The sequence below is a fragment of the Klebsiella sp. 2019SCSN059 genome (assembly GCF_021739525.1).
Taxonomy (GTDB): domain Bacteria; phylum Pseudomonadota; class Gammaproteobacteria; order Enterobacterales; family Enterobacteriaceae; genus Klebsiella; species Klebsiella quasipneumoniae.
This window is the reverse complement of the sequence record NZ_JAKKOM010000001.1, coordinates 387,932-412,813: the sequence shown is the minus strand read 5'-3', so window position 1 is coordinate 412,813 and position 24,882 is coordinate 387,932. Positions and strand designations below refer to the sequence as shown.

Annotated in this window: 26 protein-coding genes and 2 pseudogenes; 18 read left to right on the top strand and 10 right to left on the bottom strand. The window is 57.8% G+C overall.

Going from position 1 to position 24,882, the window contains the following annotated elements:
• Window positions 1-18: 18 nt before the first annotated feature.
• Window positions 19-771, bottom strand: coding sequence for an SDR family oxidoreductase (locus L2I46_RS02090; RefSeq protein ID WP_048297651.1), 753 nt, complete (start codon window positions 769-771; stop codon window positions 19-21).
• 98 nt (window positions 772-869) lie between these two features.
• On the opposite strand from L2I46_RS02090, the gene L2I46_RS02085 reads away from it, so the two are divergent.
• Window positions 870-1,796 carry an AraC family transcriptional regulator gene (locus L2I46_RS02085; RefSeq protein ID WP_236947512.1) on the top strand — a complete coding sequence of 309 codons (927 nt, stop codon included), beginning with the start codon at window positions 870-872 and terminating at the stop codon, window positions 1,794-1,796.
• Here L2I46_RS02085 and L2I46_RS02080 read toward each other — a convergent pair.
• The gene (locus L2I46_RS02080; protein ID WP_101861682.1) at window positions 1,793-2,677 is read right to left on the bottom strand and encodes a LysR substrate-binding domain-containing protein; all 885 of its coding nucleotides are present in this window, start codon (window positions 2,675-2,677) and stop codon (window positions 1,793-1,795) included. The two genes, L2I46_RS02085 and L2I46_RS02080, sit on opposite strands and share 4 nt — an antisense overlap.
• A 156-nt stretch (window positions 2,678-2,833) precedes the next feature.
• Here L2I46_RS02080 and L2I46_RS02075 point away from each other — a divergent pair, with 156 nt between their 5' ends.
• Together L2I46_RS02075 and L2I46_RS02070 are read left to right on the top strand one after the other, a co-directional pair.
• A complete protein-coding gene (locus L2I46_RS02075) occupies window positions 2,834-3,349 on the top strand; it encodes a hypothetical protein (protein WP_236947511.1) in 516 nt (171 codons plus the stop codon).
• A 7-nt stretch (window positions 3,350-3,356) separates the two neighbouring features.
• Window positions 3,357-4,193 (top strand): MBL fold metallo-hydrolase, encoded by an 837-nt coding sequence (locus L2I46_RS02070; RefSeq protein ID WP_236947510.1) that lies wholly within the window; start codon window positions 3,357-3,359, stop codon window positions 4,191-4,193.
• An 87-nt stretch (window positions 4,194-4,280) separates the two neighbouring features.
• Here L2I46_RS02070 and L2I46_RS02065 read toward each other — a convergent pair whose 3' ends face one another.
• A complete protein-coding gene (locus tag L2I46_RS02065; RefSeq protein WP_023289961.1) occupies window positions 4,281-4,430 on the bottom strand; it encodes a hypothetical protein in 150 nt (49 codons plus the stop codon).
• A 401-nt stretch (window positions 4,431-4,831) separates the two neighbouring features.
• Between L2I46_RS02065 and L2I46_RS02060 the strand changes: the two genes are divergently transcribed.
• The 4 genes from L2I46_RS02060 to L2I46_RS02045 all read left to right on the top strand — a co-directional run bounded on the left by L2I46_RS02060 (window position 4,832) and on the right by L2I46_RS02045 (window position 7,494).
• On the top strand, window positions 4,832-5,266 hold the full coding sequence (locus L2I46_RS02060) for a winged helix-turn-helix domain-containing protein (protein WP_023289962.1): 435 nt from the start codon (window positions 4,832-4,834) through the stop codon (window positions 5,264-5,266).
• 45 nt (window positions 5,267-5,311) lie between these two features.
• The gene (locus L2I46_RS02055; protein ID WP_085551036.1) at window positions 5,312-6,028 is read left to right on the top strand and encodes a hypothetical protein; all 717 of its coding nucleotides are present in this window, start codon (window positions 5,312-5,314) and stop codon (window positions 6,026-6,028) included.
• Window positions 6,029-6,112: 84 nt separating this feature from the next.
• Entirely contained in the window at window positions 6,113-6,322 is a 210-nt protein-coding gene (locus L2I46_RS02050; RefSeq protein ID WP_004202908.1) for a YdgH/BhsA/McbA-like domain containing protein, read from the top strand.
• 155 nt (window positions 6,323-6,477) lie between these two features.
• Complete coding sequence (locus L2I46_RS02045; RefSeq protein ID WP_236947509.1) at window positions 6,478-7,494, top strand: zinc-dependent alcohol dehydrogenase family protein; 1,017 nt, start codon at window positions 6,478-6,480, stop codon at window positions 7,492-7,494.
• 47 nt (window positions 7,495-7,541) lie between these two features.
• On the opposite strand, the gene L2I46_RS02040 is transcribed toward L2I46_RS02045, so the two are convergent.
• Window positions 7,542-8,177, bottom strand: coding sequence for a carbonic anhydrase (locus L2I46_RS02040; protein ID WP_023289965.1), 636 nt, complete (start codon window positions 8,175-8,177; stop codon window positions 7,542-7,544).
• Window positions 8,178-8,426: 249 nt separating this feature from the next.
• On the opposite strand from L2I46_RS02040, the gene L2I46_RS02035 reads away from it, so the two are divergent.
• Entirely contained in the window at window positions 8,427-9,056 is a 630-nt protein-coding gene (locus tag L2I46_RS02035) for a LysE family translocator (RefSeq protein ID WP_032453132.1), read from the top strand.
• A 3-nt stretch (window positions 9,057-9,059) separates the two neighbouring features.
• Here L2I46_RS02035 and L2I46_RS02030 read toward each other — a convergent pair whose 3' ends face one another.
• Window positions 9,060-9,830: a DeoR/GlpR family DNA-binding transcription regulator gene (locus L2I46_RS02030; protein WP_032453133.1), complete on the bottom strand. Its 771-nt coding sequence runs from the start codon at window positions 9,828-9,830 to the stop codon at window positions 9,060-9,062.
• 90 nt (window positions 9,831-9,920) lie between these two features.
• Here L2I46_RS02030 and L2I46_RS02025 point away from each other — a divergent pair, with 90 nt between their 5' ends.
• The 9 genes from L2I46_RS02025 to L2I46_RS01985 all read left to right on the top strand — a co-directional run bounded on the left by L2I46_RS02025 (window position 9,921) and on the right by L2I46_RS01985 (window position 18,469).
• Window positions 9,921-10,304 carry a VOC family protein gene (locus tag L2I46_RS02025; RefSeq protein WP_032453134.1) on the top strand — a complete coding sequence of 128 codons (384 nt, stop codon included), beginning with the start codon at window positions 9,921-9,923 and terminating at the stop codon, window positions 10,302-10,304.
• A gap of 31 nt (window positions 10,305-10,335) precedes the next feature.
• Window positions 10,336-11,019 (top strand): CatA-like O-acetyltransferase, family 1, encoded by a 684-nt coding sequence (locus L2I46_RS02020; protein ID WP_032453135.1) that lies wholly within the window; start codon window positions 10,336-10,338, stop codon window positions 11,017-11,019.
• A 342-nt stretch (window positions 11,020-11,361) separates the two neighbouring features.
• Window positions 11,362-13,065, top strand: coding sequence for an ABC transporter substrate-binding protein (locus L2I46_RS02015; protein WP_236947508.1), 1,704 nt, complete (start codon window positions 11,362-11,364; stop codon window positions 13,063-13,065).
• A 44-nt stretch (window positions 13,066-13,109) separates the two neighbouring features.
• On the top strand, window positions 13,110-14,069 hold the full coding sequence (locus L2I46_RS02010; protein ID WP_236947507.1) for an ABC transporter permease: 960 nt from the start codon (window positions 13,110-13,112) through the stop codon (window positions 14,067-14,069).
• Window positions 14,066-15,016, top strand: a complete 951-nt coding sequence (gene opp4C / locus L2I46_RS02005) for an oligopeptide ABC transporter permease (RefSeq protein ID WP_236947506.1) — start codon at window positions 14,066-14,068, stop codon at window positions 15,014-15,016. Before L2I46_RS02010 ends, opp4C begins: the two co-directional genes overlap by 4 nt.
• Window positions 15,013-15,993 carry an ABC transporter ATP-binding protein gene (locus L2I46_RS02000; protein WP_117133078.1) on the top strand — a complete coding sequence of 327 codons (981 nt, stop codon included), beginning with the start codon at window positions 15,013-15,015 and terminating at the stop codon, window positions 15,991-15,993. The genes opp4C and L2I46_RS02000 overlap by 4 nt, the downstream gene beginning before the upstream one ends.
• Window positions 15,990-16,961, top strand: a complete 972-nt coding sequence (locus tag L2I46_RS01995; RefSeq protein WP_236947505.1) for an ABC transporter ATP-binding protein — start codon at window positions 15,990-15,992, stop codon at window positions 16,959-16,961. Before L2I46_RS02000 ends, L2I46_RS01995 begins: the two co-directional genes overlap by 4 nt.
• Before the next feature lie 366 nt (window positions 16,962-17,327).
• Entirely contained in the window at window positions 17,328-17,861 is a 534-nt protein-coding gene (locus L2I46_RS01990; RefSeq protein WP_023289974.1) for an anti-virulence regulator CigR family protein, read from the top strand.
• Window positions 17,862-17,980: 119 nt separating this feature from the next.
• Entirely contained in the window at window positions 17,981-18,469 is a 489-nt protein-coding gene (locus L2I46_RS01985; protein ID WP_032453143.1) for a DinB family protein, read from the top strand.
• 8 nt (window positions 18,470-18,477) lie between these two features.
• Here L2I46_RS01985 and L2I46_RS01980 read toward each other — a convergent pair whose 3' ends face one another.
• The 3 genes and pseudogenes from L2I46_RS01980 to L2I46_RS01970 all read right to left on the bottom strand — a co-directional run bounded on the left by L2I46_RS01980 (window position 18,478) and on the right by L2I46_RS01970 (window position 21,243).
• Window positions 18,478-18,615, bottom strand: coding sequence for a hypothetical protein (locus tag L2I46_RS01980; RefSeq protein WP_229583961.1), 138 nt, complete (start codon window positions 18,613-18,615; stop codon window positions 18,478-18,480).
• Between the two features lie 822 nt (window positions 18,616-19,437).
• Window positions 19,438-19,551: pseudogene (locus tag L2I46_RS01975) on the bottom strand (helix-turn-helix transcriptional regulator); the annotation flags it as partial.
• Between the two features lie 159 nt (window positions 19,552-19,710).
• A complete protein-coding gene (locus L2I46_RS01970) occupies window positions 19,711-21,243 on the bottom strand; it encodes an MFS transporter (RefSeq protein ID WP_085551033.1) in 1,533 nt (510 codons plus the stop codon).
• A 120-nt stretch (window positions 21,244-21,363) separates the two neighbouring features.
• Between L2I46_RS01970 and L2I46_RS01965 the strand changes: the two are divergent.
• Window positions 21,364-22,300, top strand: a pseudogene (locus tag L2I46_RS01965) (LysR family transcriptional regulator).
• A 439-nt stretch (window positions 22,301-22,739) separates the two neighbouring features.
• On the opposite strand, the gene L2I46_RS01960 reads toward L2I46_RS01965, so the two are convergent.
• Both L2I46_RS01960 and L2I46_RS01955 read right to left on the bottom strand, forming a co-directional pair.
• Window positions 22,740-23,405 carry an AbiV family abortive infection protein gene (locus tag L2I46_RS01960; RefSeq protein WP_072094084.1) on the bottom strand — a complete coding sequence of 222 codons (666 nt, stop codon included), beginning with the start codon at window positions 23,403-23,405 and terminating at the stop codon, window positions 22,740-22,742.
• A gap of 268 nt (window positions 23,406-23,673) precedes the next feature.
• Window positions 23,674-24,567 (bottom strand): restriction endonuclease, encoded by an 894-nt coding sequence (locus tag L2I46_RS01955; RefSeq protein WP_236947504.1) that lies wholly within the window; start codon window positions 24,565-24,567, stop codon window positions 23,674-23,676.
• Window positions 24,568-24,882 lie beyond the last annotated feature (315 nt).

The window sequence follows — 24,882 nt, the reverse complement described above, 5'->3', positions numbered from 1 at the left end:
CGACAAAGCTAAAGCCGATTATTCGCGACTCCGACTGGCCTGCGCCATCGCCAGGGCATCTTCCCCTGCCGGCAGCCGCGAAGGGGCATCAGGATCGTTCACCATTCGCCAGACGGCCTGAGCCACATCGACAGCCCGCGTTACGCTGGCGTTTTCCTGGATGCTGTCGAGGATCTGCTGGCCGAGCGCCGCATAGCTCTCCGGGAGCTGGCCCATCGTTCGACGCGCGTTTTCCCCGAAGCGGGTTTGGGGATCGCGTCCCGGCAGGATCACCCCGACGCGAATATTGAAGGGCCGCAGCTCCAGCGCCAGGGACGCCGTGAAGGCGTTCACCGCCGCCTTACTCGCGGTATAGACCGCCAGCAGGGGCATCGGCTGTAGGGTGACCGCCGAGGTGATATTCACGATCGTCCCGCTACGGCGCGCTCTGAACCGGGGAAGTACCGCCTGGGTCATGGCGATAGTCCCAAGAGTATTGGTGGCAAACAGGTTCGCTATCGCCTCGTGCGACGCCCCCTCCAGGGCGTTGAGCATCCCCACTCCGGCGTTATTGACCAGAACGTCAATCTCTCCGGCCTCGGCAATCGCCTCGGCGATACTCTGCGCTGAGGTGACGTCAAGGCGCACCAGCCGCAGACGGTCGCTGGCTGGCAACAGATCCTCTCGCAGAACCCGCATCGTGGCGATAACCTTCCAGCCCTGTTCAAGAAAATAACGCGCCGTCTCCAGGCCAAAACCCGATGAACAGCCGGTGATCATAATCGTTTGCATCTCTCTGTCTCCGATTGGCTTCTTCCTTTTCATCATAGACAGCCCGCTCCGGACGATATAGGGTCAATAATCCATCATTCTTTAGCAGGAGTCCGGAAATGAGCGACCCGCTGGCGGAAATCATTGCGATGCTAAATCTCAGAGCGGTGCTGACCAAAACCATTGAGGGGGCGGGAGAATGGCGCGTCATTCGCTCGGACCAGGGCATGTCGTTCTATGGCGTGGTGCTGGAAGGAGGCTGTCGGCTGGAAACAGACCAGCATCCGCCGCAGACCCTGCGCGCCGGGGATTTTATGCTGATCCCGGCGGCGTACCGCTTCGCGCTTACCAGCCTGACCCCGCCGCCTTCACCGGCGCTGGAGACCACCCCGGTGAAACTGGCGGAGGAACACTTTCGCCTGGGAGCCCTCGACCAGCCGGCGGAGATGCTGGCGCTGATTGGCCACTGCGCTGCCGATTCGGATAACGCCAGCCTGCTGACCTCGCTGCTGCCCGCCCTGGTGGTGGTTCGCGACCAGCCGCGGCTGGCCACCTTTGTCGGACTGCTGAAAGAGGAAGCCCAGGCGGATCGCGCAGGTAAATCTTTCGTTCTGGCGCGGATGGTTGAGCTGCTGTTTATCGAGGCCATCCGCTCCTGCGAAACACTCGCCACCCCAGGCCTGGTGCGCGGCCTGAGCGACCCGCGGATCGCCCAGGCAATCCGTCTGCTGCATGAGGCCCCCGCCAGACGCTGGACCGTCAACGCCCTGGCCGCCGACTGCGCGCTGTCTCGCTCGACGTTATTTGAACGCTTTACCGGCCTGACCGGAATGACCCCGATGGGCTATCTGTTGAGCTGGCGCATGACCCTGGCGATGCGGTGGCTGGGAGAGCCGGGCATCAGCATGGCGGATATCGCCGAGCGCCTCGGCTATGGCTCGGCCAGCGCGTTCAGCGTGGCTTTTACCCGCTATGCCGGGACATCGCCGGGCAAATATGCCCGCCAGCGGGCGGCGCAGCGTACGCCCGGGCCCGCCTTAAGCTAACCTGCCGCAATCGTCGTCTGCAGCCAGCGCTCAAACGCCTGCAGCGCAGGCTCCCCCTCGCCGCCGCCGGGTTTGATCAGGCAGAAGCGCTTGGCCAGCGTCGGGGAGCCCGGCCACGGGGCGACCAGCGTCCCGTTACGCAGCTCGCTCTCCACATACATCTTCGGCACCAGGGCCACGCCCTGCTGGCTGAGTACCGCAGCGATCGCCATCTCATGCAGATCATAGCGCGGCCCCTGCGCCGGGTTATCCAGCGACAGACCACACTCCCGGGCATAGTGCAGCCAGGCATCCGGATTTTGCCGCCGATGAATGCGCGGCAGCCGATTCAGCAGCCCCGGGAGATCGTTATCCGTCAGCAGCGCAGCATGACAGACCGGCAGCAGATACTCCGCAAACAAAAACGTCACATCCATTCCGGTCCACGCCGGGTGATCAAAATGGATAGCCGCATCAAATCCGCTGCCCGGCAGAATGAAGGGGTCGCTGCGAGCGGCGATATTGACCACGATATGCGGATGCTGCGCTGTAAACTGCCCGAGGCGGGGGATGAGCCAACGGCTGGCGAAGGTGGGGAGCACGGCGATCTCCAGACTGCGGCCATCGGCCGGCATCCCGCTGACGTCGAGGGTTTCCCGCTCCAGCCTGCTGAGGATCTCGCGGACCTGTCTGGCATAGCGGGCGCCGGCCGGATTGAGCCGTACCCGGCTCCCGATTCTGTCGAATAGTTTGCTGTCGAGGAGCGCTTCCAGACGGGCGATCTGCCGGCTGATGGCCCCTTCCGTTAACGCGAGCTCCGCCGCCGCGCGGGCAAAGTTGCCGTGGCGGGCGGCGGCCTCAAAGGCCAGTAGCGCAGCGCTGCTGGGAATTTTACGACGCATAGCCAATGCTCCTTGTGCGGGCTGACTGAAAGTCAGTGACAGAATATCACTGAGGCTTGAATAAACATCGTTTTTCAGCGCCATTTTCGCCAGATAGGATGAAGTAAATTCACTGAAGCGCCTTATGCGCTCAATCATCTGTCTCTCGAGGTCACTATGCTCTATGTCGTCGAATGCGCCTACACCGACCCGCAAAGCGAAGCGGCGTGGAATACCTTTTACAATCTGGAAAAATTACCGGCGCTGGTCTCAGTGCCCGGTTTTCATGCCTCGCAGCGCTTCTGCGTGCTCAGCGAGGGCTGCCCTCGCTACCTGGCGCTACACGATATCCGCGATGCCGCCGTCATCGACAGCGACGCCTATCGCCGCAACGGCGGCGGTCATTTTGCCCGCTGGCAATCGGCGATCGCCGACTGGCATCGCCACCTCTATCTCACAACTAACGCGCTGCGGGAGGTTGCTCCGGACGAGGTGCTGCTGCTGAGCGATACCGCGGAAGCCCTGCCCGTCGCTGCGCCGGTCGTCCTGCAGCCCGGCGGTCTGGCCACCCGGCATGCCCGCTATGCCGCCATCGTCCCGCGTGACGACCTGCATCACCACGCCGCCACGGCCGCCGTCTTTGTCTATCAGCCCATTACCGCCCGATTGCGTCACCCGGCGGAGCAAGCGTGAGGTCAACATGACACCAGCTCCCTTTTATTCCCTGACAGCAGGCGACCTGACGATAAGCGCCATCAGTGATGGCCAGATGACGGCGCCGCTGACGTTACTGGCGGGGATTGCCCCTGAAGAGGCGGCGCGTCTGCAGCGCCAGGCCGGGGTAATCTCGCCGGAAACCATCGAGATCGGCGCTTACCTGATCCGCGGACGCGGGCATACGGTGCTGGTGGATACCGGCACCGGCGGGGCCAACGGCGTCGGCGGCGCGCTTATCGCCAATCTGGCGCTGCTCGGCGTCCGCCCTGAGGACATTGACACCATCCTCCTCACCCACGCGCACCCGGACCATATCGGCGGCCTGCTGACCTCCGCCGGTACACCGGCTTATCCCAACGCCACGGTGTTCCTGCCCTCGAGGGAAAGCGCTTACTGGCTGGCGCCGTCGACACTGGACAACGCCAGCGAGCGTGGACAACGCAACGTGCTGCTCGTCCGGCGCGTAATAGCGATCTGCGCGACGCAAATTCGTGCTATCGATGAAAATGAGCGGATCGCCGGGATCCGACCATGTCCCCTGCCCGGCCATACGCCGGGGCATACCGGATATCGCCTCGAGGCGGGCGGAACGTCGCTACTGATCTGGGGGGATATCGTCCACTTTCCCTCGATCCAGAGCGCCCGGCCAGAGGCATCGGTGGCCTTTGACGTCGATCCTGACCAGGCGCGGCGTACACGGGAAAGTCTCCTGCGCCAGGCCGCCAGCGAGCGGTGGCTCGTCGGCGGTATGCATCTTGGCCTGCCGGGCTTCGCCAGCGTGGAGAAGACCGCCTCAGGCTTCTGCCTGCGCCCGGTGTGACCTTCACGCAGAACACCGATCACAGCAAAACCCCGGTCGTGGCATTAACGCGACCGGGGCGTGGTGTCTGGGGAAGTGGATTAGCCGTTAACCGCGGCGCTTCCAGCCTTTTTTACTTTTGCAGCTGGCTGTGGTGGCGACCCAGGGGTGACGCAGCTGGGTCAACTGAAGATCCTGAGAGGCCGGGCTGGCGGCCCAGCGTTTGTTGCACAGAGGCTTACGAGTTGCAATGACCATAAAAACGCTCCTGAAAAGTAATGAACAGTTCCCTGGGTAATTCCATAAGTTCAGAATCAGCTTATCATCACTTAAACGTTGTTATTTCAATCTTTGTTTTGCTATGTAAATGGTGATTGCCACCTGAAAGGCATAAAATTGATCTAGATCAAGGTAAATGCAATTTTTTGTTTCCACCACCTATATTTTCAACCATTTAACTTCGCACACCTCTTGATTAAGACTTTTCCTATACCACATAATCCAACAGAAGTGAGCGATTTTATCAGATTTTTATTCTAGTTATGTATGCTAATGTGGTTAATTGTTTTGATTATTCTAGCTCATAAAATTCACTTGGTCAGACCGCCGCAGGCGGGTACTCTGCACCGGCAATACGGGGATTTGTCAGGGAGTGGTGGATGACTACAGGCTATAAACTACTTGGCTATAAGTTAGCGGATAATATTTTCTACTGCCTGCATCATCGGGAAATTATCGCGTTACGTGGGACGCGAACGCAAGTTCAGCTGCGCAGCACCATGGCGTGTTTACTGGAATATTTGCTGGCGCATGGCAGAGAACGTCTGGTCAGTGATGAAGAGTTAATGATTAACGTCTGGGAGAAAAATAATCTCCGTCCGTCCGCGCAGCGATTATGGCAGGTCATTCAGACCTTAAAATCTCGCTTAAACCAGGCGGGGGTCGAAAGCGTGTTAATTATCCGCGTTAAGTGCGCAGGGTATTATATTAATCCTGCTTGTGTAGCCGAAATTTATTCCTTCAAACCGCCGGGCATGATGAATTATATAAACACCTCGCCTGCTGATATGAATAAACTTCTGGTTCGCAGCTAATCTCCTTCCCGCGCCGTTTAGATCGCTTGTAACAGGGTTTATTCTTTGAATATTTTAATTCACAGCAATAATATTTATTTTAATATCGGCCTCGCCCAGTGTTTCAGAGATATTCAGGAAACCTTGCCCGGTCTGAACATTATTCATTCACTGCCGCTCAGCCATCTGCCCGATCCGGCCGGGCTGGATGTGATTATTTTAGCGCTGGAAAACTATCACGATTATCAGGCCGCTGCTGAATTAGCCCAGCGCTATCCCGGCCTGGTGGTCGGATTTACCTCCGCCAACAACGTTAAACGCGGACGTGCCTTTTACGCGGATACCCTCCTGTGGGTCAGCCAGCGGGAAGGCGTTCAGGAGATCCGCCGCCTTCTGCTCCGTCTGGCAGATCGCAGCCGCCCTTTCGCGCCGCGCCATCAGCGTCAGAGTCGCTCCTCCCGGCTGCGAGCCCCACTCAATGACCTGGAGATGCAGATGATCCGTGGCGTGGTCAGCGGACAGTCGATTAATCAAATGGCAGACACGCTGGGCGTCAATCGCAAGCGGGTTTACAACGGACTGGAGCGGATCAAAAGTAATTTTCGCCTCGTCAGCCATACCCATTTTCATCATTTTATGACCGCGGAGGCCACGTTTAGCCGCCTCTGCGCCGATCTGAGTTGCTATAGACCAGGGCTACGGCCAGCCCGGCAACGACGTGCTGCATCGCGACCGGCCGAAAATCATTCATATTATTTGAATGAGTTTCGCAAATTGTTTTGATTTTAACCGCCAGGCTTTGCGCGTATTCTTTATCACATCAGGGCGACAAGCCCTATATCAGACACCAGATTAAGGAATATGACCATGAAATCCATCAAAACTTTCGTTGCTGTTGCTGCACTGTCGCTGTTCTCTTCCGTCAGCTTCGCCCAGAGCGTCAGCGCCACCGCTTCCACCCTGGACCGTGCAGAAGCCAAAATCGCCGCCCAGGCCGCTGAGCAGGGTGCGTCCTATAAAATCACCAGCGCCCAGTTTAATAATCGCGTTCATATGACGGCTGAGCTGAGCAAATAATCTCTTCCCTCTTTCGCGATTAAAAAAAAAGCGCCGTCAAAAACGGCGCTTTTTTTTCGCCTCTTTCTCCGGGCAGTGATTTCCTGACCGGCGCACTGTGGCGTTCAGCCGATGACGGGCCAATACTTAGCGCATCCCCTGGAAAAGAGAGCCCCATGATGAAAGCCTGGATCGTCAACAAACCCGGTTCGCTGGATAATCTGCAGCTTGTCGATCTTGCCGACCCCGGCGCGCCGGCGGCAGGCGAGATCCGCGTAGCGCTACACGCCACCTCCCTGAACTATCACGATTTGCTGGTAGCGACGGGGGTGATTCCCACTGCCGATCGGCGGATCCTGATGGCGGACGGCGCGGGGGTGGTCGAAGCGGTTGGCGCCGGGGTCAGCGAGTTTCAACCAGGCGACCGGGTGGTCGCTGGCTTTTTCCCGCAGTGGCTGGATGGCCGTCCGGGCCCGCAGGTGAAGGACTTCAGCCAGACGCCGGGCGACGGCGCCGAGGGGTTCGCCTGCCAGTATGTGGTCAGACCGGCCAGTCATTTTACCCATGCGCCTGACGGATGGAGCTTCAGGGAGGCGGCGACGATCACCACCTCCGGCCTCACCGCCTGGCGCGCGCTGGTGGTGGAGGGGCGGCTAAAAGCGGGCGATACGGTGCTGATGCTCGGCACCGGCGGCGTGTCGATAACCGCCCTGCAGCTGGCGAAAAGCATGGGCGCGCAGGTCATCGTCACCTCCTCATCCGATGAAAAGCTCGCCCGCGCGCGCGCCCTGGGGGCTGACCATCTCATCAATTACCGCACCACCCCTGCCTGGGGCGCGACGGTGCTGGACATCACCGGTCATCGCGGGGCCGATATTATCCTGGAGCTCGGCGGACCGGGCACCCTGGGCCAGTCGTTCGAGGCCGTCAGTGTTGGCGGACACATCGCGCTGATCGGCGTCCTGACTGGCTTCGAAGGTCATGTGCCCACCCATTTGCTGATGAGTAAACAGGCCCGACTGCAGGGGCTGGTGGTGGGTCATCGCCGGCAACAACAGGACTACGTCAACGCGCTGAACCTGCAGGCGTCGCGGCCAGTCATCGATAAAGTGTTTGATTTTGCTGCCTTACCAGACGCCTTCCGCTATCTGCAAAGCGGCGCCCATTTCGGCAAAATTTGCGTGGAGTGGTAGTGGTGAGGAGATGAGATGAACAGGGCCTCCATGCCCTGGGAACAGCTTTATTCGAAAAAGACGTCCGGATTTTCCGACAGCGAAACAAAGGATTTGGTGTTTTTATCCAGCGCCTGAATCTCGCCGCTTTCAATGTCATAGAACCAGCCGTGCAGGCGCAGGGTCTGGTCGCGCAGACCGACCGCCACCGACGGATGGGTTTTGATGTTGTTCAGCTGAGCGATCACGTTTTCCTGCACCATGCCGTTGACCTTATCGGTTTCGCTGGCCCAGGTTTTCTTTTCCACCACCGCTTTCGCAGCATCAGCGTAGCGCAGCCAGTGAGACACCGCCGGCATCGGCTCCAGGCACTGGCAGGTGGCGATCGCTTTCATCGCCCCGCAGTTAGAGTGGCCGCAGATTACGATATCCGTCACGCCCAGCGCAACCACGGCATACTCAATGGTCGCGGATACACCGCCCGGCTCCGGCCCGAAAGACGGCACGATATTCCCGGCATTACGAATAACAAAGAGCTGTCCCGGCTCCTGCTGGGTAACCAGTTCCGGCACCAGACGGCTGTCAGAGCAGGAGATGAAAAGCGCTTTGGGATTCTGGCTGGAGGCCAGGCTGCGGAAGAGCTCTTTACGCTGGGGGAAGATCTCTTTCTGGAAGTTGAGGAAGCCCTCAATGATATGTTGCATAGCAGTGTCTCTTCTCTGTAGTTATTACGGTATGACAAAGATCACAGTTATTCAGTTTACCATCGCTGACAGGAATGGGAATCGTTATTCAAACAGTTGCGCAGAAAACGCGCGCCGCGGATGCCCGTTCAGCCTCGCCTTTTCCACAGGGTTTTCACGTGCTTTCCTGAGCCAGTTTGTTACTCTGTTTGCTCGTACCGTCCCCACGTTGCCGACCGCCTGCCGGCGGCGGACATACCAGGAGTTGCTATGTTCTTATCCAGCCTGATGGCCCTTGCCGCGGTGCTGATCATGGGGGTGATCAGTCCCGGCCCGAGCTTTATTTTTGTCGCGCGCAATGCGGTCGCCCGCTCGCGTCTGCACGGTCTGGTGACCGCCCTGGGCACCGGCGCCGGCGCCGCCATTTTTTCTATTATGGCGATGCTGGGCCTGCAGAAGGTACTCACCGCGGTGCCGGAGCTGTTTATTGGCTTGAAAGTAGCGGGCGGGCTCTACCTGTTATGGTTGGGCTATAAGATTTTCCGCGGTTCGGCGCAGCCGATGGATTTTTCCGCCAGCGGCATGGACGGCAACCGTTCGTTGTTGAAGACTTTCCGCGACGGGCTGTATACTCAGTTGAGCAATCCCAAAACCGCGCTGGTGTTTGCCTCGATTTTTACCGCCGTGCTGCCGGCGCAGATCCCCACCGCCTTCTATTACATCGTGCCGCTGATGAGTTTCCTGATTGACGTCAGCTGGTATTCGCTGGTGGCGCTGGTGCTCTCCGCTGATCGTCCGCGTCGGGTCTACCTGCGGCTGAAGCGGCGAATCGATATCGCCACCGCGACGGTGCTGGGGGCGCTGGGACTGCGGCTTATCGCCACCTCCCTCACCCGCTAGCGGCTACACGGTATGGATGCGAATATCGTGTTGCTGAAAGGCAACGCGATATTCGCGACTGATGTTCTCCTCCACCACCAGCACATCGATATCGCTGCTCGCGGCCACCACGAATCGCGCCACCGCCGGAATTTTATCCGAGGTCAGGCCGATGATAATTTCGCTGCACTGCTTAATCACCGCTTTCTTAAACTCGCAGTCGGCATAGTCAAAGCCGGTCAGGCCCGACTCTGGCGCCATGGCGCAGCCGCCGATAAACCCCTGGTCGAATAACATTCCCTGCACCTGAGCCACCGCCGCGGCCCCAACGCAGCCCCCGCTCGCCCGCTGCACCTGGCCGCCGAGCATCACCACCTCGTAGAGCGGCTTTTTCACCAGCACCGCGGCGATCTCCGGAGAGTTCGTTACCACCGTCAGCGCCAGCTCGGCGGGCAGCGCCTCGGCCATCGCCAGATTGGTGGTGCCGGTATCAATGAAAAGGATGCCGCCGGGTTTCACCAGCCGGGCGCACTGCTGCGCGATCCTGAGTTTTGTTGCTCGGTTTTTATCTTTCCGTTCACTGTAATCTCCCGCTTCCGGCAGGCTCAACACCGCCCCGCCGTAGACTTTTTTACAGACGCCTTCGCGGCTAAGCTCATGCAGATCGCGGCGGATGGTATGCTCAGACACCTGAAGACGCGCCGCCAGCTCCGCACACACCACCCTGCCGTTTTCCTGCAGGATCTGGCAAATCAGCGCTTGTCGCTGTTGAGGAAAAGCAGCATAATCGAGCAAAGAAACTCCTTAAATCATCATAAACGAGCAACAGCAAGCATGATCGTCTGCCCTGCCGTGATTGTCAATGTTCCTGCCCGGAGGTTTACCATGAAAATTGCCCATTTCGCCCTGTGGACCCAACGGCTTGAGGCTCAGGCCCGCTTCTGGGTCGAGTTCTTTGCCGCCAGCATCAATGAAAAATACCTCAGCCAGACCAATCCCGGCTTTGCCTCCTATTTTGTCACCATCGACGACGAGGTGGTGATCGAGCTGATGACCAAGCCTGGCCTGCAGCAGGCCAGCGCCGATAATAACCATACCGGCTGGGCGCACCTGGCCCTCTCGGTGGGCGGCGCAGAACAGGTCGATGCCCTTGCCCAGCGCGCCGGCGCGGCGGGAATACTGGTTTCACCGCCGCGCACCACCGGCGACGGCTATTATGAGGCGGTGATCGCCGATCCCGATGGCAACCTGATTGAAATCGTCGCATAGTCAGCAGACCGCCAGCCATAAGGAGGCATCCATGGCACATTACCGGATCATCGACACCGCGGCCTGGCCCCGCCGGGACCATTTCACCTTTTACCGACAATTTGCCAACCCCAGCTTTAATCTCTGCGTTCCGATAGAGGCGCAGCGCCTGTACGAATGTGCGAAGGACCGTCGGGTCTCGTTTTTTCAGCTCGCGCTCTATGCCCTGCTGCGCGCGGCCAACGGGGTACCGCAGCTCCGACAGCGCATGCGCAATGGCGAAGTGATTGAATATGACAGTCTGGCGGTCATGACGCCGGTGATGACCGTCGAGGAGGGCTTCCGCCAGGTATGGTGCGACAACGCTCCCGAGTTCACCACCTTCAGCGCCGCGGCAACGCCAAAGATCGTCGCGGCAAGAGAGACATCGCCTGCGCCGCTCATCGTCGATGGCGAACATTTTATCTGCGCCAGCTGTCTGCCGTGGCTCCACTTCACCTCGATGACCCATGCGGAATACGCGGTGGGCGCCGCGGTTCCGGCGCTCACCTGGGGGAAACTGCAGAACGGCGTGATCCCGGTGGCCGGGCGATTTAACCATGCCTTCGTCGACGGTCTCCACGCCAGCCGCTTTTATGCCCTCATCGAAGAGGGGTTTTGCGACCCCGAGCGGCTCTGGCAGCCGCTAGCCGCAACCGCCCCCTCACTGCTTCCCCCTGCGGCGAAGGAGCGTTAACGTCTGCCCGGAACCGACCGTCACGGTGCCTTACGCCGTACACGGCGGTCGGTACGGGTTCACTTTCATCGTTCTCGCCCAGCCGGCGAATACCGCGCAGGTGTGACGCCTGTTCAGAACCTCGCGATGGAAAGGCTGGGTCGCGGACAGCATGTTGCCTCCCTCATCGCACAGCGGAAACCACTGTTTTATAGCCATAGAATGGGATTATATTTCCGATCCTTTGCTAAGGATAATTGGTTATAAATCATAGCGTTTCAGTGTTAGACAGGGCGAAGTGCGCCTCTTATCTTTCGTCATGAATTGTAAATCACCACGCAATCACTTGATGAGGTAGCACTTTTGTCCAGATTACAACAAGGATTAAAAACCAGAAAAACCCGCTTTGCCCTGGCGCTAAAAGTGGCCCTGCTCGGCGGCGTGGTAGCATTTTCTTCTGCCGTCTTTGCTGAGGGTCTCCTGAAAGAAGGCATCACCCCGGCCGCCGACGCCAGTCAGATCCCGGCCAGCGCTAAGCTGCGCAAAGACACGGTAGTGGCCGGGATCTCCGAGCCGCAGGGGATCTTCAACCCCTACTTTTTCGTCAACGGCTGGGATGAAAACGTCACTAACGTCATTTTTTCACGCCTGATCGACTGGGACAGCCAGGGCAAGCTGGTCTCGGGGCTGGCGGAGAGCTGGACGGTCAGCCCGGACAATAAAGTCTATACCATCAAATTGCGCCCTGGCCTGACCTTCAGCGACGGTTCACCGCTGACGGCGGAAGATGTCGCCTTTACCCTGACGGTCCTGCTCGACCCCAAATATGATGGCGATACCGACATCACTCTGGCCAATATCGCCGGCGGCGCAGAATACAAAGCCGGCAAGGCTGACCGCGTCAGCGGTCTGAAGGTCATCGACCCGCTCACCCTGCAGGTGACCACCACCCAGCCAGGCGCCACCACGCTGGCCAAAATTGGCGGGCCGGTGTTGTCGAAAACCTGGTACGGCAAAGGATATCAGCGGGGAAATCTCGACTATCTGCGCTCACTGCACGGCAAGCCACTGGGCAACGGCCCTTACGTGTACGATACCTATATTCCCGGTCAGGAAATTCGTTTCCATGCCAATAGCCACTTTTACCGTGGGACGCCGCCAACGCCGCGTTTTATCTATCGCGTAACCAATCCGTCGACCAACTTCCAGCTGTTCCAGACCGGGGAGACCGACTACGACGCCTTTACCTCACGTCCTGACGATATCGAACAGCTGAAGATGCTCGGCTTCGCCAACATTAACCTTTACGGCTCCAGCGACTACAGCCAGGTGGAATTCAACGTTCATCGCCCGGCGCTGCAGGATAAGCGGGTGCGCCAGGCGCTGATTTACGGCCTGGACCGGCAAAAGCTGATCGACGTGGTCTATCAGGGGTACGGCAAAGTCGCCATCGAGCCGATCGCCCCTATCTCCTGGGCCTTTAACGCAGAAGGCGTCAATCCTTACCCTTACGATCCGGCGCAGGCGAAAAAGCTGCTGGATGAGGCCGGCTGGAAAGCTGGCGCCGACGGTATCCGCGTCAAAGAGGGCCAGCGTCTGGAGCTGACCCTGCTGGTGAGCAAGAAGGTGCTCAACGATGCGTTGATCCCCATCGCCAAAGAGAACTGGCGGCAGATCGGCGTGCAGCTTAAGCCGCAGGTGGTGGATTTCAACGCCCTGATGGCGCAGCGCAAAGCCGGAAATTACGATCTGGCCTCGTTCAGCACCAGCACCCTCAACGACCCGCACGATGGGGTATGGGATTTCTACAGCAGCGAAGCGAAAGCGTCCGGCTACCACAACGCGGAGGTCGATAAGCTGATTAACGCCGGCAACGCGGTGCTCGACATCGAACAGCGCAAGCCGATCTATCACCAGCTGTACAAAGTGCTGGCCGACGATCCGCCGGTGATCCTGCTCGGCTATCGCAACATTCTTTCCGCCAGCAGCGCCCGCGTCACCGGCTTTAAACCGGATATCTACAACGGCCTGACCGGCAGCCTGCCGGATGTAAAAATCGTCAAGTAAATCCCCTGGCCGCCGGGTTAACCGGCGGCTGATGCGAGATCGTCATGAAAAATTTCATCCTGAGGCGCCTGCTGCAAACGCTGCCGATGCTGCTGCTGGCCTCGTTCATTATTTTTATGCTGTTTGCCAAAACCCCCGGCGACTTTATCGATGGCAATATCAGCCTGACCGCCGCCCGCGCCGCTGAGCTGAAGGCGATCTATGGCCTCGACCAGCCGCTGTTCACCCGCTATCTCCACTGGCTGGGACAGCTGCTGCGCGGCGATTTAGGCTTTTCGCTGCAGTATCAGATCCCGGTCAGCCAGCTGCTCAACCAGTACATCTGGAACTCTTTTCTGCTGGCCAGCGTCGCGCTGGTCTTTTACTGGGGCATTGGCCTGGCGGTCGGCGTGGTGTCAGCCCTGCGACCCGGCTCCTGGTTTGATCATCTTGTGAGCGTCGCGGTGTTTGCCGCCATGTCGTTCCCCACCTTTTTCCTCTGCCTGCTGCTGATTAAATGGTTTGCCGTCGATCTCCACTGGCTGCCGGTAGGCGGGATGACCAATACCGGCAGCGACGAGAGCGGCTGGCAGTATGTGCTGCAGGTGGCGGCCCACCTGGCGCTGCCGGTGCTGGCGCTGGTGATGCTGCAGGCGGGCAGCCTGACGCGCTATGTGCGCGCCAGTATGCTCGACGTGGTGAAAATGGATTTTATCCGTACCGCCCGCGCCAAGGGGTTGCAGGAGCGCACGGTGATCCTCAAACATGCGCTACGCAACGCCCTGCTGCCGATCATCACCCTGCTGGGCTTCGAGCTGCCGGGGCTGTTCTCCGGGGCGATCATTACCGAAAAGGTATTCAACTGGCCGGGGGCGGGCCACATCCATATCGACTCGCTGGCCGCCCGCGACTATCCGGTGCTGATGGGGTTCACCCTGTTTCTGGCGGTGCTGACGATCGTCGGTAATTTGCTCGCCGACGTGCTGTACGCCTGGGCCGATCCGCGTATTCGGGTGAGGTCATGATGATCCTGTCTTACTTTGCTTCCCGTCGTCGCCAGCGGCAGGCGGCTATCCCGGCGCTGGCGCACATTACCCCCTCTCCCTGGCGCCAGGGGTGGCGACAGCTGCGCCGTAACCGGCTGGCCATGTTCTGCCTGATCCTGCTGGCGGTCATGGCGGTGTGGTGCGCGCTGGGGCCCGTCTGGTCGCCGTGGAAAGAGGATGCCACCGACGCCCTGAGCATCAACCAACCGCCCGGTGCCGAACACTGGCTGGGGACCGATTTCCTCGGCCGCGATGTTTACACCCGCCTGCTGCTGGCCGGGCGCATCTCGCTGATTATCGGTCTGCTGACCATGGTGATGTCGGTGTTCCTGGGCTATCTGCTCGGCGCTCTCTCGGGGTATGTCGGCGGGTTAACCGACAGCGTGATCATGCGCGTGGCCGACCTGGTGATGACCATCCCCGGATTGCCGCTGTTGATTGTCGCCGGGGCGATGCTTTCCGAGCTCGATTTTTCTCCGGACTCGCGCATCTATATGGTGGTGGTGATGCTCAGCCTGCTGGAGTGGCCCCGACTGGCGCGGCTGGTGCGCGGACAATGTCTCTCCCTGCGCGAACGCGATTTTATGCTGGCCACCCAGGTGCTGGGCCTGTCGGCGCGTCGCCGGCTGTTTGGCCACCTGCTGCCGAATACCATTCCGATTCTGGTGGTGATGGCGACCATGGCTGTCGCCAACGCCATCCTCAGCGAATCCGCGCTGAGCTATCTCGGCCTCGGCGTGGTGCCGCCGACGCCGTCGTGGGGCAATATGATGGACGCCGCCAATAGTCTGATCGATTTCCAGCGCCGTCCCTGGCTGTGGATGCCGCCAGGGATCGCCATCTTTATCACCGTGATCGCCATTAACGTGCTGGGCGATGGCCTGCGCGACGCCATGGATCCCAATATGAAACCGAGGCTGAAATGAGCATACCGTTAGTCTCCTTTAATCATCTCTCCGTCTCTTTCGCTGGCGAACGCCATCGCGTGCGCGCGGTGCAGGACGTCTCTTTCACGATTCAGGCCGGGCAAACCGTTGGCGTGGTGGGCGAGTCCGGCTGCGGCAAAAGCGTCACCGCGATGGCGCTGATGGGCCTCCTGCCGCCGCAGGCCGCGCGCATCGACGGCGGCGAGATCCGTTTCGCGGACCGCGATCTGCTGCGGGTAAAAGCCAGACAGATGGCCGACCTGCGCGGCCACCAGCTGGCAATGATCTTTCAGGAACCGATGTCGGCCCTGAACCCGGTGTTGACCATCGGAGAGCAGCTGTGCGAACCACCGATCCGCCACCTCGGCGCCTCGCCGAAAGCCGCCTGGCAGCAGGCTACCCGGCTGCTCAACGAGGTCGGCCTGGCGCGCGGCGACAGCCTGATGGTCAGCTATCCCCACCAGCTTTCCGGCGGCATGCTGCAGCGGGTGATGATCGCCATGGCGCTGAGCTGTCAGCCCAAACTGCTGATCGCCGACGAACCCACCACCGCGCTTGACGTCACCGTGCAGGCGCAGATCCTGCGCCTGCTGCGGGACCGGGCGCGGGCCAGCCAGATGGCGATGATGCTGATTACCCACGACCTGGGGGTGATCGCGCAGATGGCCGAGCAGGTAGTGGTGATGTATGCCGGACGGATTGTGGAACAGGGCGCCACCGCGGAGGTGTTACGCCATCCGCAGCACCCTTACACGCGTGGGCTCATCGCCTCCCGCCCGGTGCCGGGCGAGCGGCGTCGGCGGCTGTACTCGATTCCCGGGCAGGTGCCGGATCTGGCCGCCCTGCCGACGGGCTGCGCCTTTGCCGGGCGCTGCGAGCGGGCGACGGCGCGCTGCCGGGAGGCGATTCCGCCGCTGCTCGGCGAGCGCCAGCGGGCCGCCTGCTTTTACAGCGAATTTGCGGAGGCGACAGCATGAGCGGACGCTATGTTATTGAAGTGGATGGATTGAAAAAATATTTTCCGCTGCGCGACGGCCTGTTTGGCCAACAGACCGGCGAGCTTCGCGCGGTGGACGGCGTCAGCTTTAACATCCGTCCGGGCACCATTTTTGGCCTGGTGGGCGAGTCCGGCAGCGGGAAAACCACCGTCGGCCGAACCCTGCTTGGCCTGTACGAGAAGAGCGCCGGCAGCGTGAAATTTCACGGTCAGGAGCTGGCCGACCTGACCGCGCCTGCCCTGCGCGCCATTCGGCCGAAGATGCAGCTGGTCTTTCAGGATCCCTACAGCTCGCTGAACCCGCGGCTGCGTATTGGCGAGGCGATAGGCGAAGCTATGCTGCAGCACAAGCTCTGCGCCCGCGATGAGCTGTATGACCGGGTGATCGACGTGATGAAGATCTGCGGCCTGGCGCCGGAACACTACGCCCGCTTCCCGCATCAGTTTTCCGGCGGCCAGCGCCAGCGGATCGGTATTGCCCGGGCGCTGATCCTCAACCCGGATTTTATCGTCGCCGATGAGCCCATCTCGGCCCTCGATGTGTCCATTCAGGCGCAGATCATCAATTTGTTTTCCGACCTGCGCGACGACCGCGGCGTCACGTTTCTGTTTATCTCCCACGACCTCGGGGTGGTGGAGCATCTATGTGACGATGTGGCGGTGATGTATCTCGGGCAACTGGTGGAAAGCGCCAGCCGCGATGCGCTGTTCAGCCGCCCCCTCCACCCCTACACCCGCGCGCTTCTGGCCGCGGTGCCGACCCTCGACCCGCACAGCGAACCGCAAGCGCTGGTGCAAGGCGAGATCCCGGATCCGGTCAATCCTCCCGCCGGCTGCCGTTTTTCATCCCGTTGCCCGCAGGTCGGCGAGCGGTGCCGCAGAGAAGCGCCGGCGCTGCGCGAGGTGGCCCCTGGCCATCGGGTCGCCTGCCATTGGATCGCGTCCTGAGCGCGGTCGGCGTGGTTATTTATTTCTAAACAAGCGGCCGATTGTGCGCAGCGGCGCCAGGATTTACTATCCGCTCCGTCTTGTGAGACGCGTTATGAATGAAGCGTAATATTTTTATTCATTTTTGCCCGATGGCTTCGGGCATTTTTTTGCGACACGCCCGGGAGCGATCCTGCCGGCGACACATTTAGCGGGGCGCGGTCGCCCGTCTGTCAAAACGCAGCAATGGAACTGCTCGTCCGCGCCCCGCTATCCCTTTGTGACCTTCCCGCGAAAGCCCGGCAAAAATAAGACTATATGAGATTGCCTGGGGCATAGCTTTATCTTATTTTTTATGCGTGTACTCCACATTAAGGAATCAAGATCATGCTTAAGCGTCGCACTATTAAAACAGCACTGGCGGCGGTTATTTCTCTCGCCGTCATGGCGGCTCCGGCCTATGCCAACCCGGGTAACGGCAATGGCAATGGCGGCGGCGGTGGTAATCACGGGAACAGTGGTAACCATGGCAATAGCGGCAATCATGGTAACAGCGGTAACAGCGGCGACCATGGCAATAAAGGACAAAATAAAGGTCAGTCCAATGACGATCATGGCAACCGCAAAAACTACGGCAAGCCCGACCACGTCGACAGCGATATTAGCTTCTCACGGGCGCGCTCCCTTGCCGTGAACTACGGTCTGGTCGGCTATCAGGCCCTACCTCCGGGTATCGCCAAAAATGTCGCCCGCGGCAAACCGTTACCTCCGGGTATCGCGAAAAAGACCCTGCCCGCTTCTATGATTAACGACCTGCCCTATTATCCGGGCTATGAATGGCGCGCGGTCGGCGATGACCTGGTGCTGGTCGCCCTGAGCACCGCCATCGTTACCGCCGTGATTAACGGTGTGTTTGACTAAATCACCTGCTGATTAAAAAGCCTCGCCCCGGCGAGGCTTTTTTGTGCCTGGCGCGGGAGAGTGACAACTCGCTGGCATCATCGCTAAGATAATGGCTCACAACCAACCCGGGACCGACAATGGACAAAGACACCGTAGTGACGCTGTTGAAATACAAGCGCTGGATTGACCTTGCCACCTTGCAGGCGATCCGCGCGATAGACGGTACAGTACATGGCGAAAAGCGTCACCTGACCCTCAGGCTGATGAACCATATCCATGTCGTTGACATGATTTTCCGGGCGAATCTGCGCGGCAAGACGCATGGTTACACCGCGCTGAATACCCCCGGGACGCCAACCGTTGATGAGCTGGAAACGGCCATGACCGCCTGTACGGACGAATACATTCAGTACGTCAGCGCCATGACGCCCGCCGATTTCCACGAACGTATCGCCTTCAAATTTGTCGACGGCGGCGACGGCAATATGACCGCGATGGAGATGCTCAACCACATGCTCTTTCACGGCGCCTATCACCGCGGCGCGGTAGGCTGGATGATTGGCGAATGCGGCGGCGTGCCGCCGAAAGAGGTGCTGACCGTTTTCCTGCGCGACCATCATTCCTGAGCAAGCTGTCAGCCGTGGATCGCGCGGATGATCAGCAACAGTTCTGCCTGATTACGGGTGTGGGTTTTCCGGTACAGGGCGCTGAGGTGGGTTCTGATGGTGGCGATAGATACGCCCAGATGTAAGGCGCACTCATCCGGCGTCATGCCCCGCACCAGCAGCTCCGCCACTGCGTTCTCGGCAGGCTTGACGTTAAACAGCTCCATCACGGCGCTGCCGGTGAGAAACGGCTCGGGAATAATCACGCAGGCCACCCCGGCAAGGCGGGCCGCCGGGATCACCAGGATCGGTTTCGGCTGGCGGCCGGCGGTATAGCACAGCCCTGCCCTTGGCGGCTCTGCCGTTCGGGTGGCCTGCTCGATAGCCCGTTTCAGTTTTTTGCTGTCGGTATCAAGGCACAGCGTATCGCCCCCGCTGTACCAGGAGAGGCGGGCGTTGGCGCGCAGGTAGCGTTCGGCATGCGCGCTGGCGTAGAGAATGTTACCGCCATGATCCACCAGCCATACCGGGTAGATCCCATTGTCCATCACCGCGCTCTGGTATTTTATGGTGTCCCGCAGCTGTTCAAACCGGGCGTGTAGCTGGCAGGCGGTTTTCAGCGCCGGGATCACGCGCCTGAACAGCTCAAACTGCGCCGGCTGCGGATAAGCTGCCGTATTGGCCGTCATCAGTGACAGATAGGTGGCATAGCCATTGAGGGTGCACAGCTTGACGCTGGTAAGATTATTCAGATCGTTGGGGTGATGAAACTCATTGTAATAGACGCTGCCGGCAATAAACTTATCGCCTAAATACTCGCGGTCCCGGTACATCTGCCCGACCGGTAACGCGGTCAGTATTTTTTCGGCGGGATCGATGGCCAGAAACACGTCGCGATAGGCGGTGAAAACCTTCTCCTCCAGCAGGAGTGAATCGGTCAGCAGGTGCGCGTTGCCTTTATCGTAGAACAGAAATGCCGCGTACTGATGGCCGGTGAGGAACGCCAGTTTCTGCAGCGCCGATTTCCACAAATCAGGATCCAGGGTGGCCATCAGCACCGTTTCAAGGATCTCGATGTAAATCAGTTCCGGATCGCTCGCCATACCGCCACCTGTGAGTCACTGTTTCCGCTGCCGGAGCGGCGCATGTGGCCGCCCTAATCAGCATAGTTCCGCCAGCGAAACAATGACAGTCCCGGTGCGCTGAGCAGACCTGAAAAGGCGATTGCCGGGAGCGTGACGCCAATGCACCGTCATGGGGGTTCAGGATCCGCTGTTGCGGGTCTGGATAGCGCCCCCCTTGCGGCATAGCGTTCGCCAGACCATCAGGGCGCACAGCAGGGTGACGACCGCCAGCCCGCTAAACAGTACCGTATAAGCAGTGTCATAGCTCTCGCGCAGCGCCCGAAGGGAAAAGTCAGGCAAAAGCGCAGCCGCCTGCGGCATATTACCAGCCCCCAGCCAGCCTGCGGCGCGGTGAATCACCTCGGGCGCATACCCGTGAACGCGACTCTGCAGAGTCAGGTTATTGCTTGCCGTTAATACCGCGGTGACGACCGCCAGGGCGATCCCCTCGCCGGCAACGCGAACGGTGTTGAACAGGCCTGCCGCCATACCGGCTTTGGCGACCGGCACTGCGGATATCGCCAGGCCATCCATCAATCCCCAGGGAAGCGCCGCCCCCGCCCCGCACAGGATCAGCGCCAGCACCAGCTGCGGGAGGCGGTGGCTGTGAAAAGCATCACCCAGCAACAGCAACCCGACGGAGGCAATCATCAGCCCCCCCGTGGCCACCTGCCCCGGTGAAAACCAGCGGGTGAGCAGGGCCGCAACGGATGGGAAAATCAGCATCGGCGCGGTCAGCGCCATCAGATACAGCGCGCTCTGCGACTCACTCATCCCCTCTCCGCCCATAAAATGCAGTGGAACGATAATCAGCAGGACAACGTAGCAACAGCAGGTGGCGACAGGCAGCAACAGTACGCCGACAAAACGCGGATGGCGCAGCAGGGAGAGTTCCAGCACCGGGTTGTTCACTCTTCGGCAGCGCACGGCAAACGCAACGAACAGCCCCCCCGATACGATGAACAAGGCCAGCGTGGTCAGCGATAAAAAACCGCGGGCCGGAATGACCATCAGCGAGGCAGTGAACAGCATCAGGGCCAGTGTAAACAGGGTTAAGCCGAGATTGTCGGGTGTCCGCGGCTCGCTTTTTTCTGCCGCGGGCAGATACGCCAGACCGATAAGCAGAACCATCGCCGAGAGCAGCGCAAACAGGGCGTATACGCCGCGCCAGCCCACCGCGTCGGTCATGAAGCCGATCAGCAGCGGACCGAACGCCAGGCCGGCGCCGAACACCGTGCCCAGGATGCTGAATGCCCGCGTCCGCTGAGCGCCGTCATACAACTGGGCCAGCGCCGCACTGCCGCTGGCTAAAATCATCGCCGCGGCCAGACCTTGCAGAGCCCTCAGCGCGCCTGACAGGAAGAGATCGTCCGTCAGGCAAAACAGCAGACTGCTCAGGCAAAACAGCGCGGCGCCGGCGAGAAAGATGCGTTTTCTGTCAATGGCATCCGCCGTCACGCCTGCGGCCAGCAAAAAGCTGCCGAAGGTCAGCATAAAGCCATTGGTCAGCCACGACAGCGCAGCGGGAGAGCCGCCCAGCGACTGCTGTATCGCCGGGGTGGTCATGACGCCGCCGGTAAAACTTAACGGCAGCAGCATGGCCGCCATAAAGACAGAAAGCGCGGCCAGGGCGCTGGCGGATCGGGAATGTGTTCTGGCGGTGAGTAACATCAGGCGGCCCTCATCAGTCGGCAAGGAAGGAATGAATAAACTGCCGCCATCCTATTGCGGATGTTAATGCCGATAAATAGACTGAAAATATCTTCTTAAGAGACATAAGGTTTATAATCGATGGACAGCCTCACCTCGCTAACGTCCTTTGTCCGCACCGCCGAAACGCTAAGCTTTGTTCAGGCCGCCAGGCTGCTGGGCATTTCAGCCTCGGCGGTGGGTAAGAATGTCGCCAGGCTTGAGCATAAACTGGGGGTCCGGCTGTTTAACCGCAGCACCAGAAACGTCAGCCTGACGGCGGAGGGGGCCGCGTTTCTGACCCGCTGCCAGAGTATCCTGGAGCAGATCCAGGAGGCCGAGTCTGAGCTGACGAGCAGTCTCTCACAGCCCTCCGGCAAATTGAGAATTTCACTGCCTGTCATCGGCTACCGCCTGCTGCTCCCTGCCCTCACCGCCTTTAGCCGTCTTTATCCGCAGGTTGAACTGGATCTCGATTTTAGTGACCGGCTGGTCAATCTGATCGATGAAGGATTTGATATCGCTATCCGCAGCGGTGAACTAGCGGACTCCCGCTTGATCGCCAGAAAGCTGGGGGGTTTTCGTTTTGTGCTCTGCGCCAGCCCGGCATATCTGGCGGAATACGGCGTTCCCGGCTCGCCAGCGGAATTGGCGGCGCACAAGTGCATTTTGTTTCGCTTCCCTTCGACGGGGCTGATCCAGCCCTGGGAACTGCGCGATATGCGGCTGACGGGGGATTTCAGGGCCGCTTCCGTGATGAGGGTCAATAACATTGAGGCTGCCATTCGCTTAAGCGCGGCGGGGATGGGTATCGCCTATATCCCTGATTTTGTTGTGCGTGAGGCCATCAATGAGGGACACCTGCAGGAGGTGTTGCCCGGCTGTTGCGTCAAGGATGGGCATTTCTCCGTCCTGTGGCCTGCCAGCCGCTACCTGTCGCCGCGAATACGCTGTTTTATCGATTTTATGGCTGCGGCAGAGATACCCTTGTCGCCCGCATCGACAACTCCCGTCCCTTATGTCTAACAATTTGTGGTGATTAGCTACCCCCACTGAAGCAGAGTGAGCCGCCCCCTTCCCTTAAGGTCAGTAAAGTCAGCACCGCTGAACCTTGATTCGCAGCACATGGCCCTCTGCTTCACCTTTCACGCCAGCACATCCGGTTGAACGGTTACCGGGAGCTCGACTCCGTATATCCAAGGCGAACAGGTGTGGAGTAAATCCGAGTTCTTCGTTTCATGACAACGTCCCCCCTTGATTAAGGAAAGCGCTGCATCGACCGATTGAACTCACAGAACGAAGCGGACGTACTGGGTAAGTTTAAAGTCTGCTGCGAGCGAAAAGCGGAAGTTCGCAGTTGATCTCGTTGCCAAACAGTCACATTACTAGCATTGCGGCGTGTTAATCAACGGGTAGCAAATCAACCATCTCAGGTCTCTCGCAGCGCCAACAGCAATATCCCCTTAAGAAATATTGATTCAGATGCTTAAGAATGCTGAGACGGCTGTTTTATTTGAAAGTAGTCCTTTTGCAGACATGGCATCGAAGTAACTTTTTAATGCCTCACGCTTAAGAGCATCATTAGTGTTCCACACAGGTCCCAAGTACTTCACCCAGAGTTCAACCTCCTCGACTGTGTGTAATTTTGACGACACTAAGGGTTTAACGGCTTCTATGATGCTTATAGCTGTATCTCTATTGATTACATTGTCTGGTATCGACCAATGTGCCTTACCAAGACAATCCGTATAAAATGATATTTGCTTCAATTGATCCAATATAAAGGGATGTTCTGATTCATCGCTGAAAATTGGTGCAAAATCGTTAAGATTCCTAGCGCCTTTTTTAACTGCATCAAGAAACACCCACATCATATTTTTTTCAGTATGTGAGCGATACCTGTGCCAAATCTGTTTGATATCTTTACCATCTTTCAACAGCGACATCTCTCGAAGTATTGACACCTTTCCTGCTTCTTCTATAGCTAAGATTGCCAGAGAGGTAGCAGAGGGATAGCGTTCTAAATCAAACAAAGCAGAGGCATCGTTCAGAAGCCTTCGTGCGTTAGATGATGCAGCATTCATGCCTTCTACAATTTTCTCTACGGCAAGTGTATTTTTCCATTGCTCTAGTTTTTTTGCCATAACGTTTGCTCGAGTTAAAAATTTCATCAATCTTAGGACACATCATTCCTGTTGAAAAGCTAGATGCCCTACTGTAAGTGTAAGTATCCCTGCAAAACGAACTATCAATTTTTAGAGGACCTCTGGCGCTCCAGATTCCGCTCTTGGTACACAGCAGACCGTTTGCTTTGCATCGAAGTCTTAATCTTTTTTTCAGCAAATGGCCCTTCACTTCACCTTTAACGCCAGCACATCAGTTTGAACGGTTCCCGTGATCACGGCTCCGCTATTACGTTTTTTTATTTTTTAAAATTTTTTCAGCCAATTCTGCACCAATTTTACCTTTCATTTCTTTTAATATTTTAAAAAGAGTAAGCTCATTCTTGTAACGCGACTTCCTTTTAACGTAAAACTCTTGATATTCTTCAGGTGATATTTCTGATAGTAGATATCTTTTCATTAATTCAGTTGGTTCAATTAATAAACCTTTGGCTTGTTCTTCATTCAAAGCAGGAAGCATTAAGAAGAATAAAGGTTTTAACCGCTCTGTTATTGCTATCAACCGTTTCAAATAATGTTGTGGAACACCTCTTATTGCAAAATGCAGTGACTGCTCAGATTCATTTAGAAAGTCAATTGCTTCACGCTTTGAAAAGAATAAGGGTATTACATCTCTTCCGTTATGTTTTTGTGCAAACTTGTAGTATGAACCTGAAACATTATCTTCCTCTCTTTCCATCAAAATCCAAAAAGGCTCGCCGATCCAGTCTTTTGTAGGTAAGGTTGAATTTATCAAGTAATCGGCAATCAATATGTTAAATTTTGGTAAATCATCAGTTGTCAGTAAAGTAATGCCATGTTTTTCTGCGTATTCTTGTGCGCCACTTTGGTAACCAGACTTACTGACTATTACCCCGATAATATTACCAATATCTGTGATTTTGTTGCAAAATGGCATAATAGTATCGCGATCAAGCGGGCGATTGTGATATTTACACTCTATCGCTACACGATGTATAAAGCCTGCATTTTCAAATTGGTAATATACATCAATTTGATATTCACCTTTTAATCCCTTAAGGATAACGTTACGGCTAACTTCCACTCCATTATCTCGTGGGTTAAGCAAGGTCGAGTAGACATATTGGGTATAACTTTCTAAATCATTCCAGGTTTTAAGCATTGTCATTTTTCCCTTATAAATCATTTGAATAGAGTGCCTGATGTACTCGCTGTTCTAATTATCAAAACCATACTACCATTCTTCCATCTGGGGATTTTAAGCTATTTGGAGATATATCCTACATAGACGAAAATAGCTTTTGCTTCCCATTGGTTCAACCCTCATTTACCACATTTGTTGCACCTATACTGACTTCAGCCACCTCAAGCTCTTTTCTTTAACATAGTCCGCTTCTGGCACAGAGCGGACGATATAACTGAGCTGAAGGTCCGCTGAGAGCGAGGAGCAGAAGTTATATTAAAAATTAATTAGCAC

Bases quoted from the DNA above. Each gene is read 5' to 3' on its own strand.
- L2I46_RS02075 (WP_236947511.1), top strand. From the start codon at position 2,834: ATGCTCTATGTCGTCGAATGCGCCTACACCGACCCGCAAAGCGAAGCG.
- L2I46_RS02010 (WP_236947507.1), top strand. From the start codon at position 13,110: ATGAAAAATTTCATCCTGAGGCGCCTGCTGCAAACGCTGCCGATGCTG.
- L2I46_RS02020 (WP_032453135.1), top strand. From the start codon at position 10,336: ATGGCACATTACCGGATCATCGACACCGCGGCCTGGCCCCGCCGGGAC.
- L2I46_RS02080 (WP_101861682.1), bottom strand. From the start codon at position 2,677: ATGCGTCGTAAAATTCCCAGCAGCGCTGCGCTACTGGCCTTTGAGGCC.
- L2I46_RS02070 (WP_236947510.1), top strand. From the start codon at position 3,357: ATGACACCAGCTCCCTTTTATTCCCTGACAGCAGGCGACCTGACGATA.
- L2I46_RS01955 (WP_236947504.1), bottom strand. From the start codon at position 24,567: ATGCTTAAAACCTGGAATGATTTAGAAAGTTATACCCAATATGTCTAC.
- L2I46_RS01970 (WP_085551033.1), bottom strand. From the start codon at position 21,243: ATGTTACTCACCGCCAGAACACATTCCCGATCCGCCAGCGCCCTGGCC.
- L2I46_RS02040 (WP_023289965.1), bottom strand. From the start codon at position 8,177: ATGCAACATATCATTGAGGGCTTCCTCAACTTCCAGAAAGAGATCTTC.
- L2I46_RS02050 (WP_004202908.1), top strand. From the start codon at position 6,113: ATGAAATCCATCAAAACTTTCGTTGCTGTTGCTGCACTGTCGCTGTTC.
- L2I46_RS01990 (WP_023289974.1), top strand. From the start codon at position 17,328: ATGCTTAAGCGTCGCACTATTAAAACAGCACTGGCGGCGGTTATTTCT.
- L2I46_RS02000 (WP_117133078.1), top strand. From the start codon at position 15,013: ATGAGCATACCGTTAGTCTCCTTTAATCATCTCTCCGTCTCTTTCGCT.
- L2I46_RS02045 (WP_236947509.1), top strand. From the start codon at position 6,478: ATGATGAAAGCCTGGATCGTCAACAAACCCGGTTCGCTGGATAATCTG.
- L2I46_RS02090 (WP_048297651.1), bottom strand. From the start codon at position 771: ATGCAAACGATTATGATCACCGGCTGTTCATCGGGTTTTGGCCTGGAG.
- L2I46_RS02065 (WP_023289961.1), bottom strand. From the start codon at position 4,430: ATGGTCATTGCAACTCGTAAGCCTCTGTGCAACAAACGCTGGGCCGCC.
- L2I46_RS01985 (WP_032453143.1), top strand. From the start codon at position 17,981: ATGGACAAAGACACCGTAGTGACGCTGTTGAAATACAAGCGCTGGATT.
- L2I46_RS01995 (WP_236947505.1), top strand. From the start codon at position 15,990: ATGAGCGGACGCTATGTTATTGAAGTGGATGGATTGAAAAAATATTTT.
- L2I46_RS02025 (WP_032453134.1), top strand. From the start codon at position 9,921: ATGAAAATTGCCCATTTCGCCCTGTGGACCCAACGGCTTGAGGCTCAG.
- L2I46_RS02060 (WP_023289962.1), top strand. From the start codon at position 4,832: ATGACTACAGGCTATAAACTACTTGGCTATAAGTTAGCGGATAATATT.
- opp4C (WP_236947506.1), top strand. From the start codon at position 14,066: ATGATGATCCTGTCTTACTTTGCTTCCCGTCGTCGCCAGCGGCAGGCG.
- L2I46_RS02035 (WP_032453132.1), top strand. From the start codon at position 8,427: ATGTTCTTATCCAGCCTGATGGCCCTTGCCGCGGTGCTGATCATGGGG.
- L2I46_RS01980 (WP_229583961.1), bottom strand. From the start codon at position 18,615: ATGACGCCGGATGAGTGCGCCTTACATCTGGGCGTATCTATCGCCACC.
- L2I46_RS01960 (WP_072094084.1), bottom strand. From the start codon at position 23,405: ATGGCAAAAAAACTAGAGCAATGGAAAAATACACTTGCCGTAGAGAAA.
- L2I46_RS02085 (WP_236947512.1), top strand. From the start codon at position 870: ATGAGCGACCCGCTGGCGGAAATCATTGCGATGCTAAATCTCAGAGCG.